General features: G+C 50.6%; 12 protein-coding genes. All 12 read right to left on the minus strand.

The features are described from left to right. Positions 1-18: 18 nt before the first annotated feature. On the minus strand, positions 19-291 hold the full coding sequence (gene rpsP / locus HII30_RS11905) for a 30S ribosomal protein S16 (RefSeq protein WP_169505268.1): 273 nt from the start codon (positions 289-291) through the stop codon (positions 19-21). 52 nt (positions 292-343) lie between these two features. Further along, on the minus strand, positions 344-1,729 hold the full coding sequence (gene ffh / locus HII30_RS11910) for a signal recognition particle protein (protein ID WP_169505269.1): 1,386 nt from the start codon (positions 1,727-1,729) through the stop codon (positions 344-346). Positions 1,730-1,769: 40 nt separating this feature from the next. After that, positions 1,770-2,120, minus strand: coding sequence for a YlxM family DNA-binding protein (ylxM, locus tag HII30_RS11915; RefSeq protein ID WP_169505270.1), 351 nt, complete (start codon positions 2,118-2,120; stop codon positions 1,770-1,772). Positions 2,121-2,252: 132 nt separating this feature from the next. Continuing rightward, positions 2,253-2,900, minus strand: a complete 648-nt coding sequence (gene trhA / locus HII30_RS11920) for a PAQR family membrane homeostasis protein TrhA (RefSeq protein WP_169505271.1) — start codon at positions 2,898-2,900, stop codon at positions 2,253-2,255. Between the two features lie 50 nt (positions 2,901-2,950). Further along, the gene (gene ftsY, locus HII30_RS11925) at positions 2,951-3,955 is read right to left on the minus strand and encodes a signal recognition particle-docking protein FtsY (protein WP_211184562.1); all 1,005 of its coding nucleotides are present in this window, start codon (positions 3,953-3,955) and stop codon (positions 2,951-2,953) included. Positions 3,956-3,983: 28 nt separating this feature from the next. After that, entirely contained in the window at positions 3,984-7,553 is a 3,570-nt protein-coding gene (gene smc / locus HII30_RS11930; RefSeq protein ID WP_169505386.1) for a chromosome segregation protein SMC, read from the minus strand. 154 nt (positions 7,554-7,707) lie between these two features. Beyond that, entirely contained in the window at positions 7,708-8,406 is a 699-nt protein-coding gene (gene rnc, locus HII30_RS11935; RefSeq protein WP_169505273.1) for a ribonuclease III, read from the minus strand. Positions 8,407-8,418: 12 nt separating this feature from the next. Further along, positions 8,419-9,657 (minus strand): beta-ketoacyl-ACP synthase II, encoded by a 1,239-nt coding sequence (gene fabF, locus HII30_RS11940; RefSeq protein WP_169505274.1) that lies wholly within the window; start codon positions 9,655-9,657, stop codon positions 8,419-8,421. A 149-nt stretch (positions 9,658-9,806) separates the two neighbouring features. Further along, positions 9,807-10,040: an acyl carrier protein gene (gene acpP / locus HII30_RS11945; RefSeq protein WP_046677908.1), complete on the minus strand. Its 234-nt coding sequence runs from the start codon at positions 10,038-10,040 to the stop codon at positions 9,807-9,809. Between the two features lie 113 nt (positions 10,041-10,153). After that, positions 10,154-10,903 carry a 3-oxoacyl-[acyl-carrier-protein] reductase gene (fabG, locus tag HII30_RS11950; RefSeq protein WP_169505275.1) on the minus strand — a complete coding sequence of 250 codons (750 nt, stop codon included), beginning with the start codon at positions 10,901-10,903 and terminating at the stop codon, positions 10,154-10,156. A 20-nt stretch (positions 10,904-10,923) separates the two neighbouring features. Then, on the minus strand, positions 10,924-11,856 hold the full coding sequence (fabD, locus tag HII30_RS11955) for an ACP S-malonyltransferase (RefSeq protein ID WP_169505276.1): 933 nt from the start codon (positions 11,854-11,856) through the stop codon (positions 10,924-10,926). 52 nt (positions 11,857-11,908) lie between these two features. Beyond that, positions 11,909-12,901 carry a beta-ketoacyl-ACP synthase III gene (locus tag HII30_RS11960; RefSeq protein WP_169505277.1) on the minus strand — a complete coding sequence of 331 codons (993 nt, stop codon included), beginning with the start codon at positions 12,899-12,901 and terminating at the stop codon, positions 11,909-11,911. Positions 12,902-12,907 lie beyond the last annotated feature (6 nt).

Here is a 12,907-nt window from a genome sequence, read left to right on the forward strand (position 1 = left end):
TATCCCTCACGATCCAACTTATTTCTGGTTCTTGGATTCATGGAATGCCTTCATAACGCCTGCTTTGCTCAGCAGGTTGCGGACCGTATCGGATGCTTGCGCACCGTTTTGGAGCCATTTCAGCGCTTTTTCTTCATCAATCTTAACTTCAGCCGGTTGTGTTACCGGATTGTAGTAACCGATTTCCTCGATAAAGCGTCCGTCACGCGGGGAACGGGAATCCGATACAACCACGCGGTAGAAAGGGGCTTTGTGAGCACCCATACGTTTCAGACGAATACGTACTGCCATTGAAAATTTCACCTCCTTCAAAGAATGTCATAGATGGATGTCTCCTTATGCCTTAACGGAAAGGAAACTTCATGCCTTTGCCGCCGGTCAGACCCTTCAGCTGCTTCATTGCTTTGTTCTTGCCGCCTTTTGGACCACCCATCATATCCGAAAACTGTTTCATCACTCTGCGCATCTCATCAAATTGCTTGATCAGCCGGTTGACTTCTGCGACCGAAGTACCACTTCCGGCTGCAATCCGCTTGCGGCGGTTGTGATTAATGATGTCCGGCTGCTGCTTCTCATGTGTAGTCATCGAATGAACGATCGCTTCGATCCGGCCCATCTGCTTCTCATCAACTTTAAGATCCTTGGTCTGCTTCATTTTACCCATGCCCGGAATCATATCCATCAGTTGATCGATGGGTCCCAGCTTCTTGACCTGATCCATCTGTTCCAGGAAATCTTCGAACGTAAACTCGGCATTTCGCATTTTACGTTCCATTTCCTTGGCTTTCTCTGTATCGATATTGGACTGAGCCTTCTCGATCAGGGAAAGCATATCCCCCATACCTAAAATCCGGGATGCCATCCGCTCCGGATGGAACGGCTCCAGCGCATCGATCTTCTCGCCCAGAGCGGCAAACTTGATTGGACAGCCTGTGACAGCCTTAACGGACAGTGCGGCACCGCCGCGTGTGTCACCATCAAGCTTTGTCAGAACAACGCCAGTCAATTCCAGCTGCTGATTAAAGCTTTCCGCCACATTAACGGCATCCTGACCTGTCATGGCATCTACAACCAGAAGCACTTCATCCGGGTTGGTCTCGCTGTGGATCTGTTTCAGTTCTTCCATCAGCTCGGCATCCACATGCAGACGACCTGCGGTATCAATAATCACATAATCATGTTGGTTATCTTTGGCATGCTGCAGACCTTGTTTCGCAATTTCAACAGGACTGGTCTGGTCTCCAAGGGAAAACACCGGTACATTGATTTGTTCGCCCAGCACCTGAAGCTGTTTGATAGCTGCCGGACGGTAGATGTCGGCTGCGATAAGCAGGGGCCGGCTGTTCTGCTTCTGAAGCAGTTTGGCCAGCTTACCGGTTGTTGTTGTCTTACCAGCACCCTGAAGCCCGGCCATCATAATCACAGTCGGCGGCTTGCTGCTCTTAGCAAGCTTGGATTGGCTGCCGCCCATCAGATCGGTGAGTTCCTTATTGACAATATCGATAATAACCATGCCCGGTGTAAAGCTGTCCATTACGTCTTTGCCGATAGCTTTCTCTTTCACCTTCGCGACAAATTCTTTGACCACCTTGAAGTTAACATCAGCTTCCAGAAGAGCCAGTCTTACTTCGCGCATCGCTTCGGTTACATCCTCCTCGGATACCTTGCCCTTACCGCGCAGCTTGCTGAACACATTCTGAAGCCTGCTTGTCAATCCCTCAAATGCCATATGTCCCACCTCCGTCCTTTCATTTCATTGAACACTGTCATTATATCATTAATTGGTCCATCAAATCTCGCATGGCCTTCTTCTCATCTTGGTTTAAGCCGCTCTTGTCGGTCAAGCTTATAAGCTGTTCCATCATCGCCATCCGCTGCTCATGCTTGCCAAGCAGACCCAGCTTCTCCTCATAAATCTCCAAAGCCTGTTCTGCGCGCTTGACGTGCTCATAAACCGCCTGACGGCTGATTTGAAATTCCGCTGCAATCTCTCCTAGAGAGAAATCTTCATGAAAGTAGTGCTTCAAGAACGTCTGCTGTTTCTCAGTGAGCAGAGGCTCATAGAAATCAAACAGCAAATTGACCCGGTTCGTTTTCTCAAGCCGATCCGTCTGACTCATTAAAAGCACCCCCTCGTCAAGGGTAAACACTTTACAGTTCACTTGACGAACCTAATCATACAAAAAACAAAGAAGGATGTCAAGCAATAATCCTTGTCATCCTTCTTTTTTTAAAAATAACAGATTTAGATTTCACTTAATGGGAAGGAGATACAGCAGCACGGAAAAGAAATGCAGTATACTCCCGGCCAGAACGAATACATGCCAGATGGCATGATGATACGGAAAGCCTCGCCACACATAAAAAACGGTTCCCAACGTATACAGCAGACCTCCGCCCACCAAAAGGTTCATCCCCTCTTGGGCAACGACTGCATTCAACGGACTCCAAGCAATGACGATCAGCCAGCCCATAGCGACATAAAACACCGTCGACATTAATAAAAACTTCTTAACAAAAAAAGCTTTAAATATACAGCCGGCGAGCGCAACTCCCCAAATGATGCCGAACAAACTCCATCCCAGTGTTCCTCGAATGGCTACCAATAAAAATGGCGTATATGTTCCTGCGATAAATAAATAGATGGAAGAGTGGTCCAGAAATTCGAAAACATCCTTTGCTTTTCCTTCTTTAAAGCTGTGAACGAGCGTTGAATTGAGATATAAAAGCAGCATGGTCGTCCCGTAGATCGTAAAGCTGACCACGTGCCACACATTTCCTTTCAGACTGGAGAACACAATCAGCAGCACTAAGGCTGCTGTGCTCAGTACGACTCCGATACCGTGAGTAACAGCATTTGCAATTTCCTCACGCCGGGGATAAGTATGCGTATTTGCCATATCCAGAATCCTTTCATGAATTAAGATTTCAGACTGACATCGACATCATGTTATTCCTGTGTTGTCTCTTCCTGCTGCTCTTCTTCCTTGATCAATCCTGCAAAAAGCGCGTGAACGAACTGCTCGGAGTCAAAGGTCTGCAGATCACCCATTTTTTCACCGAGTCCTACCAGCTTCACAGGCAGATCCAGCTCCTGTCGGATCGCAATAACGATACCGCCCTTTGCGGTTCCGTCCAGCTTGGTAAGCACCAGTCCTGTAACTCCGCTCTTCTCGCCAAACAGCTTCGCTTGGCTCAGTGCATTCTGGCCTGTAGTGGCATCAAGCACCATCAGCACTTCATGCGGCGCACTAGGAATTTCACGCTGGATGACACGGAAAATTTTATTCAGCTCATCCATCAGATTGCTTTTATTCTGAAGACGGCCTGCTGTATCGCAGAGCAGGACATCGGCACGGCGCTGTTTTGCAGCCTGTACTGCATCGTACATGACGGCTGCCGGATCGGACCCAGCCTGCTGCTTAATGACCTCGACACCGACACGGTCACCCCAGACTTCCAGCTGTTCAATGGCACCGGCACGAAACGTATCCCCTGCTGCGAGCAGCACTTTTTTGCCTTCCTGTTTAAATCTGTGAGCCAGCTTGCCAATGGTTGTGGTCTTGCCCACACCGTTGACGCCGACAAATAAAATCACAGTGATGCCATCCGGGTTCATCCGAAGTTCATTGCTGCTTTCACTGCGGAGCAGCCCCATCAATTTTTCTGAAAGAACAGGCTGCAGGTCTGCCGCATTCTCGATACGGCGTTTTTTGACCTCTGAGCGCAGATCATCCATCAAATCCATCACCGTGTTCACGCCAACATCTGCACCGATCAGAATTTCTTCCAGTTCCTCATAAAATTCCTCGTCGATTTTTTTGCGGCGGATCACCAAATCCGATACCTTCTCAACCAGGCCCTTACGTGTTTTTTCCAGCCCGTCACGGAACTGTTTGGTCACACTTTCGGTTTTGGTAGAAATACTATCTTTCAATCGTTTAAAAAAGCTCATAGGTTCCCTCCGTGTATACTCTTTATGTTTAAGCGATCTCCGCTTCTTCATTCTCCAATTTTACTGAAACCAGCTTAGATACGCCGCCTTCCTCCATCGTGACCCCGTACAGCACATCGGCTTCTTCCATGGTGCCTTTACGGTGGGTAACCACGATGAACTGCGTTTGCTCCGAGAATTCACGCAGATACTGCGCAAACCGGACCACATTCGCTTCATCCAGCGCCGCCTCCACTTCATCCAGCACACAGAACGGCACCGGCTTGACCTGAAGAATCGAGAAAAGAAGCGCCATGGCAGTCAGTGCCCGCTCACCGCCGGAGAGCAGCTGAAGATTTTGGAGTTTTTTCCCAGGCGGCTGGGCCACGATATCAATTCCTGTATCCAGCAGCCGATCCGGATCGATCAGAATCAGGTCTGCTCGCCCTCCGCCAAACAGCTTGGAGAAGACGGTCACAAATTCTTTGCGAATGGCATCAAAAGTCGTCTTGAAACGTTTGGACATTTCATCGTCCATCTCTTTGATGACCTGATAAAGGGTAGTCTTGGCTGCAACCAGATCTTCTTTCTGCTCACTAAGGAATGTGTAACGTTCATTCACCCGCTGGTATTCCTCAATCGCGCCAAGATTCACATCACCGAGAGCTGTGATACTGCGTTTCAAATCACGGACCTCATTCTGGGCTGACGGGATATCTTCAGGAACGGCATAACGCTGTTTCGCCAGCTCGTAGCTTAGCTCATAGTCTTCACTCAGCTTCTTGAGGATGTTCTCCAGCTCCACATCCAGCCGGTTAACGCCGATCTCGGTTTGACGCATCCCATCTTCCACAATTTTCAGCTGGTTGCGCTGTACCCGGGTTTCATTCTCTGCAAGCTCCAGCTTTTGGCTGAGCTGTGCACGGGAAGCCCGCTTGAATTCAAGCTGGCGAGCCGCCTCTTCTTTTTTCAATCGGAAATGGTTCAGATCCTCTGTCTGCTTCACAGTTTCGATAGCATTCTGCTCCAGTTCTGCTAGAACGGACTTCAGCATATCCCGGTTTCGGCGATGCTCCTTCTCGTGATTACTTACATCGGAATCAAGACGCTTGAACTGTTCTTCCAAAGAGAATATTTCCTGATCCAGTTTACCTTCCCTGACCTTCATAGAGGTCAGATTTCCCTGCAGCTCTTCCTTCGCCGATTCGTTTGCCTTGCGTGCAAACTCCGCGGCCTGGATCGCCTGATGGGTTGCCTTTTCTTCATTCTCCAGTTCAGAGAGCAGCTTCACGGCCCGTTCACGGCCATCAGCAATTTCTTTCGCTTCCTGCTCCTGACCTGACTTTTCCTGCCCAGCCAGTTCTGCCTGTTCCAGGACGTGGCGCAGCTCATGCATCAGCTGCTTACGGTCACTGGAAGCCTGCTGCTCCTCCATCCGTCTATCATCCCCGTCTTTACGGAGCTGATCCAGCTTGTTTTGGCAGTCCGTCATTTGACCCCGGACTTTTTCAATGCCTTGACGCAGCTTGGTAATCTGCTTTTCGGTTTCGTCGATTTCCTGGTCCAGCTGATCAAGCTGTCGTTTGCGTCCCAGCAGGTTATTGCTCTTTTTATGATGGCTTCCGCCTGTCATCGAGCCCCCTGCATTGACCACATCTCCCTCCAGGGTAACGACACGGAAACGGTAATGGAACCGGGCGGCAATCTTGTTCGCCTGTTCCAGCGTTTCTGAAATCACGACATTACCGAGGAGACTGCCCACGATGCTGCTGTAACGTTCGTCGTATTTCACCAGTTCAGAGCCAAACCCTACAAACCCGGCCTCACCTTCTGCGAGGGAACGATCAGATGCAGACACCTGGCGCGGTCGAATAACATCCAGCGGAAGGAATGTAGCCCGGCCGAGCTGCCGCTGCTTCAGAAATGAAATGGCTTGTCTGGAGACTGTCTCATTCTCCATAACAATGTGCTGCTGTGCAGCACCCAGAGCCGTTTCCATCGCAACCTCCAGCTTCTCCGGTACGGTAATCAATTCGGCAACCGCACCGTGCACACCCTGTAGAGTGGATCTGCGCGAAGCCTTCAGCACTTCCTTAACACCCAGCATAAAGCCGTCAAAGTCATCCTGCATTTCCTTCATCGTGTCCCGGCGAGCAATCTGCGCCTCTCGCTTCTGCTCCCATTTGCGGTGCGCTCCCTGACTTTCATCCAGAAGCTTTTGCAGAGACTGGTATTTCTCACTTTCCGAAATATACCCGCCTCTCAGCTCAGCGATCTCCTTCGCACACCGCTCGACTTTGCGCTCAATGTCTTCCTTCCGGCGCAAAAGCTCCTCTTTCTGAGTATCCCACTTGCCGGATTCCTCCTGAGCACGGCTCATTCTGCGGTCAAGCGCCTCCTGCTGCTGGTCCGCATACCGGATTTCATTGCGCGCCTGGGCCATTTTGTTCATCAGTTCCAGCAGATTGCCTTTCAGGCTTTCTTCCTGCTGCTGGCTGATCCCGCCGTTCACACCAATCAGCTTCGCTTCCTCAGCCGACAGTTGATCCCGAAGCTGTGCAAGTTCCTGGTGCAGAAGCTTCAGCTTGTCTTCCATCCGGACCAGCTCATCCTGACGTTCATTCAGGCGCGAATCCCCATTGTCCACACTGCTTTCGAGCTGTTCCTTGGAACGTTCCAGGTTTCGGCGGCGTTCCTTCAACAGCTCGCCAAACCCTTCATTTTTCTCAAAGGATTCAATGAACTGAAGCAGCTGTGTCTGAATATGCTCTACTTCTTCTTCCAGCTGTTTAAGCGCAAGCCGGTCACTTTCGAGTTTCGCATCATGGGCAGACACGACCGTTGATAAGGAAAGCTGTTCTTCCTTCAGCTTTTCCAGCTTCTCGCTGGCTTCACTCCAGGCAGTGTGAATTTGCTCAATTTGATACACATACAGTGAGATTTCTTTCGATTTCAGCTGTTCTTTTAGTTCTTTGTACTTTAAAGCTTTCTCTGACTGCTCTTTCAAAGGTCCAATCTGATCCTCCAGCTCGGAAACCAGGTCATGGATCCGGAGCAGATTTTGTTCCGTCTCGTCCAATTTTCGGACAGATTCTTTTTTGCGCGATTTATATTTCACAATCCCTGAGGCTTCTTCAAAAATCCCCCTGCGGTCCTCGGAGCGTGTGCTCAAAATTTCTTCAATCCGGCCTTGTCCAATGATGGAATAGGCCTCTTTACCGATACCTGTGTCCATAAACAGTTCGGTAATATCTCTCAGCCGGCAGGACTGCCGGTTAATAAAATACTCACTGTCTCCGCTGCGGTGTACGCGCCTTGTGACAGTCACTTCATTGAAATCCAGGGGAAGCACATGGTCTTCATTATCCAGTGTCAGCGATACCTCACCAAAATTCACGGCTTTCCGGGCATCACTGCCGGCGAAAATAATATCCTCCATCTTGCCGCCGCGGAGCGATTTGGCACTCTGCTCTCCCAGAACCCAGCGGATTCCGTCAGAGATATTGCTCTTGCCGCTGCCGTTCGGCCCAACCACCGCCGTGATCCCCCGGACAAAGTCCATTTCTGTCTTATCAGCGAAAGATTTGAAACCTGCGAGTTCAATCCGTTTCAAAAACATAACTTCCAAATCACCTCTACAATATTGTACCATACCAGGGGCTGACAGCTCTTTACCCTGGACAACGAAAAAGAGCAAAAAACAGTCGTGGCCTCAGCGTACAGGTTATCCGTTTGACTGATCTTTGCTCTTTGTTTGTCCGCCAGAGCTGCCTCTAGGACTCAGATCGTCTGATCTGCTTCAACGCAACTGCTGCAGCCTGCTGCTCTGCTTCCTTCTTGGAGCGCCCGCTTCCACGTCCAAGACATTCGCTTCCCATATACACCTCGGAGACAAACTCCCGCTCATGCGCAGGTCCCCGCTCTTCCACAATGCGATACTCCAGTGTTCCCATTCCGTGATGCTGCGTCAATTCCTGCAGCTCAGTCTTATAGTCGCTCATTTGTGGCCGTCCATTCAAAGTGATTGAAGGAAACACATGTTCAATCAAAAAAGACCGAACTGGCTCCAGACCCTGATCAAGATAAAGCGCGCCCACAAAAGATTCGAACACATCGGCGAGAAGAGCCGGGCGGGTTCTTCCGCCCGTCATTTCTTCACCCTTCCCCAGAAGGACATACTGGCCAAAATCCAGCTTCTCGGCAAATTTGACGAGAGAAGGTTCGCAGACAATCGCTGCGCGCAGCTTCGTCAGCTCACCTTCAGGGCGGTCTGGATATTGATTGTACAAGAACTCACTGACGGTAAGCTCCAGTACGGCATCACCCAAAAACTCTAACCGCTCATTGTCCTGATTCTGGCTGAACCGATGCTCGTTCACATAGGATGCGTGGGTAAAAGCCTGCTTCAGCAGCGTACCATTGCGAAACCGGATATGGAGTTTATGCTGTAACTGCTTCAGATCTCCACTCAACACACTGTCCCCTTACTTCCCGTATTTTTTGAGGATAATGGTGGCATTGTGCCCTCCAAATCCAAATGAATTGGACATCACGATATCCAGATCCGCTTTCCTAGGAACATTCGGTACATAATCCAGATCACACTCCGGATCCTGATTCTCCAAATTGATCGTAGGAGCGATAGTTTGATTACGAAGTGTCAGCGCACAGATCAAGGCCTCTACTCCGCCGGCAGCACCCAGTAAATGTCCTGTCATGGACTTGGTGGAGCTGACGGCAACTTTATAGGCATGGTCGCCCAGTGCCTTCTTGACGCCAAGCGTCTCAGAACGGTCTCCTACCGGCGTCGATGTTCCGTGAGCATTAATATAATCGACGTCTTCCGGCTGAATCCCGGCGTCACGAATGGCCATCTTCATGCAGCGTGCTGCACCGTCCGGATCCGGTTCGGTAATGTGAAATGCGTCTGCGCTCAATCCATAGCCGATCACTTCAGCATAAATCTTGGCACCACGCTTCTCGGCATGTTCCAGTGATTCCAGAATCAGCACGCCGGCACCTTCACCCATAATAAAACCGTCACGTCCGGTGTCAAACGGCCGGCTCGCTTTCTCTGGCTCATCATTGCGTGTGGACATCGCACGCATGGAGCAGAAGCCTGCCATCCCGGTCGGGCGGATCGTGGCTTCTGCACCACCGCATACCATCACGTCTGCATCGCCGCGCTGAATAATACGCATGGAATCTCCGATGGAGTGAGTGCCTGTTGCACACGCAGTAACCTGGGTCGTATTCGGCCCTTTCGCTCCCAGATTAATCGACATCTGTCCTGACGCCATATTGGCAATCATCATCGGGATAAAGAACGGGCTGACCCGTTTGGGACCCTTCTGAAGCAGAACATTATGCTGGTCTTCCCAGGTTCCCAGGCCGCCAATTCCAGAGCCGATGGAAACGCCCACACGCTCAGCCTCCGCATTTTCCCCAATGACAATACCGCTGTCTTCGAGCGCTTTGGATCCGGCTGCCACGGCAAACTGAACAAAACGGTCCATTTTACGGGCTTCCTTGCGGTCCATGTAATCCTCAGGATTAAAATCCTTCACAGATGCTGCAATTCGGGTTGGATAATCGCTTACATCAAATGCTTCGATTAAGGAAACGCCTGACTTGCCGTTCATCAGACTGTCCCAGAATGTATCTAAATCTTTACCCAGGGAGGTCATAACTCCCATACCTGTAACAACTACTCTCTGCTTCAAACAAAATCACCTCTATATGGACTGCCTGTCCATGTCATGCAAGAACAGGCAGTAATAATCTTTCATATTCATGCTTTACAAAAACCTGTTTTCCTGGAATGAGGAGAAGTCCCGCCTTTCATTAAAAGTACGGGACTCAGCTTTAAGACTTAGGTATGAGATTGTATGTACTTCACAACTTCACCTACGGTCGTAATTTTCTCTGCATCTTCATCAGAGATCTCCATATCAAACTCATCTTCCAACTCCATAACTAATTCTACTACGTCGAGAGAATCAGCACCAAGGTCATCTTTGAAAGATGCTTCCAGTGTTACGTCGGCTTCGTCAGCACCCAGGCGGTCGACAACGATGCGTTTCACGCGTTCCAATACATCGGACATCCGGCTCACCTCCTCTTTAGTGATTATACGAGATCTGGCTTCAAAATACCATAGAAGCCCTTTGAAAACGTAAACGTTCCCGTCTTCTCTATCCATCATTACTAGCGGCGGTGTTACATATACATCCCGCCATCGACATGAAGGGTTTGTCCTGTCATGTACGATGCGCCCTTGGAAGCCAAGAAAACAACGATCGAGGCAATCTCTTCGGGCTGTCCCAGCCGGGCCAGCGGGATGTCGTTCACCAGCTTTTGACGCATCTCTTCAGGCAGATCCCGGGTCATATCAGTATCGATAAAACCTGGCGCCACCGCATTGACGGTGATGCCCCGGGAAGCCAGTTCTCGCGCAGCAGACTTCGTCAATCCGATGACACCCGCTTTGGCGGCTACATAGTTGGCTTGTCCCGCATTACCAAGAGCTCCTACGACAGAAGAAATATTAATAATACGTCCGTAACGCTGTTTCATCATCGGCCGGGTCACGGCTTTCAATCCGTTAAACACGCCTTTCAGATTGGTCTCGATCACCTGATCGAACTCTTCCTCTTTCATACGCATGATCAGATTGTCTCTCGTAATCCCCGCATTGTTTACCAGGATGTCAATTCGGCCCCAGGCAGCCAGCACCTGTTTGACCAGTTCGTCGGCTTCGCCGCTAAGGCCCACATTACCCTTCAGCGCAAGAGCCTCCACGCCTAAAGCGCGAATCTCCTCAACCACAGACGCTGCAGCAGCTTCATTGCCTGAATAGTTTACCGCGACATTGACGCCTTCGGCAGCCAGTCCCAGCGCAATGCTGCGGCCAATCCCCCTTGAACCTCCTGTTACCAGGGCAGCCTGACCTTTTAAAAGATCTGTCATACATGCACCTCCCTTCAATTTTATACGAGTGCTTTCAACTCTTCTAAACTGGTTAAACTGTTCACATTAATCAGCTTCGCCTGCTTGTCAATTTTCTTGATCAAGCCTGTGAGCACACTGCCTGGACCAATCTCCACAAACGTATCCACTCCCTGTGAAATCATCCATTCCACGCTGTCCTGCCACAGCACTGGAGAATAGACCTGTTCTACAAGCAGCTTGCGGATCACTTCGGCATCCTGGACAGGCCTTGCCGTAACATTAGCTACGACAGGTACGTCAGCGCCCTTCAGCATCACGCTGGAAAGACTTTCTTCCAGTCGTTCCGCCGCACCACGCATCATAGAGGAATGAAACGGCCCGCTGACCTCAAGCGGAATGGCTCGTTTGGCACCGGCTTCTTTTACTCTGGACGACGCAGCAGCTACACCTTCTGCAGTACCGGAGATAACAATCTGTCCCGGACAGTTCAGGTTCGCAAGCTCAACAGCCGTACCATCTGCTGTAATCGAGGCGCACAAGGCCGATAATGCCTCCCTGTCGGCTCCGAGTACAGCAGCCATAGCGCCTTGACCGCTGGGAACCGCCGCTTCCATAAACTCACCGCGTGAGCGGACCACAGATACGGCTTCTTCCAACGTAATCACACCGGCTGCCACCAGCGCGCTGTACTCGCCGAGGCTGTGGCCTGCCACATAATCCGGTGTTATCCCGCAGTCGCGCAGAGCTGCAAGATAAGCCACACTTGCAGCAAGGAGCGCAGGCTGGGTATTCGCCGTCTGTTTTAGTTCTTGTTCCGGTCCGTTAAAGATTAAAGAGCTGAGTTCAAATCCCAGTTTCCGGTCAGCCGCCTCAAGAACGGCACGTGATACCGGTATGGCTTCATATATATCCTTTGCCATACCGACAGACTGTGCTCCCTGACCTGGAAATACAAATGCTATTTTACTCAAGGTCATGCTCCCTTCCTGTATTGAATTATCATTCGGCTGCTTACCATTTGAGTTACCATTTAAGTACAGATGCTCCCCAAGTCAGACCGCCCCCGAAGCCGACCATAAGAATGGTATCACCTTCGTGGATCCGTCCTTCCTCAAGAGCTTCAATTAACGCCAGCGGTACAGAAGCCGCCGAGGTATTGGCGTACTTATCCACATTGACGACGACCTTCTCTGGCGGAAGCTCCAGACGCTCCATCGCGGAATGAATAATACGGATGTTCGCCTGATGCGGAATAAACAAATCCACATCTCCCTTGGCTGCGCCCGCTTTCTCAAGCACACGCTCCGTAGCACTTCCCATCACGCGGACCGCAAATTTAAACACTTCGCGGCCGTTCATAAAGATCGCGTGTTTCTTTGCTTCGATACTTTCCAGAGAAGCTGGAACACGGGAACCCCCGCCCTCAAGATACAGATGGGCACCCCCGGCTCCCTCAGCACCCAGATCAAATGCCTGGAAGCCGCGGCCTTCCGGAACTTCACCAAGGACAACTGCACCCGCTCCGTCTCCAAACAGGACACACGTGTTTCGGTCGCTGTAATCTGTAATCCGGGAGAGACAATCAGCACCTATGACGAGTGCGTTATTATACATCCCGGTCTGGAGAAAATTAACTGCGGTAGCCAAGCCATATACAAAACCGGAGCAGGCAGCCGACAAGTCGAAGGCTGCGGCTTTCTTCGCGCCCAGACGATCCTGCAGGAGACAGGCCGTGGATGGGAAGAACATATCCGGTGTGACGGTCGCCACAATAATCAGATCCAGATCACTACCCGACATGCCTGCCGCTTCAAGGGCCTGAACGGCCGCGTGGTACGCGAGATCGGAAGTGGCTTCCTCTGGTGCAGCGATGTGACGCTCTTTAATACCCGTTCTGGAGACGATCCATTCATCCGACGTGTCGACCATCTTCTCCAGATCCTGATTGGTTAAAATCCGCTCAGGCACATATTTTCCGGCCCCGACAATACCGACCGGACGTAAACTGTTATTCATATTTCT

This window comes from Paenibacillus lemnae (genome assembly GCF_012933385.1).
Classification (GTDB): domain Bacteria; phylum Bacillota; class Bacilli; order Paenibacillales; family Paenibacillaceae; genus Paenibacillus_AQ; species Paenibacillus_AQ lemnae.

Excerpts from the sequence above, each read along its gene's own strand:
- rpsP (WP_169505268.1), bottom strand. The coding sequence starts at position 291 with ATGGCAGTACGTATTCGTCTGAAACGTATGGGTGCTCACAAAGCCCCT.
- ffh (WP_169505269.1), bottom strand. The coding sequence starts at position 1,729 with ATGGCATTTGAGGGATTGACAAGCAGGCTTCAGAATGTGTTCAGCAAG.
- ylxM (WP_169505270.1), bottom strand. The coding sequence starts at position 2,120 with ATGAGTCAGACGGATCGGCTTGAGAAAACGAACCGGGTCAATTTGCTG.
- trhA (WP_169505271.1), bottom strand. The coding sequence starts at position 2,900 with ATGGCAAATACGCATACTTATCCCCGGCGTGAGGAAATTGCAAATGCT.
- ftsY (WP_211184562.1), bottom strand. The coding sequence starts at position 3,955 with ATGAGCTTTTTTAAACGATTGAAAGATAGTATTTCTACCAAAACCGAA.
- smc (WP_169505386.1), bottom strand. The coding sequence starts at position 7,553 with ATGTTTTTGAAACGGATTGAACTCGCAGGTTTCAAATCTTTCGCTGAT.
- acpP (WP_046677908.1), bottom strand. The coding sequence starts at position 10,040 with ATGTCCGATGTATTGGAACGCGTGAAACGCATCGTTGTCGACCGCCTG.
- fabG (WP_169505275.1), bottom strand. The coding sequence starts at position 10,903 with ATGACAGATCTTTTAAAAGGTCAGGCTGCCCTGGTAACAGGAGGTTCA.
- HII30_RS11960 (WP_169505277.1), bottom strand. The coding sequence starts at position 12,901 with ATGAATAACAGTTTACGTCCGGTCGGTATTGTCGGGGCCGGAAAATAT.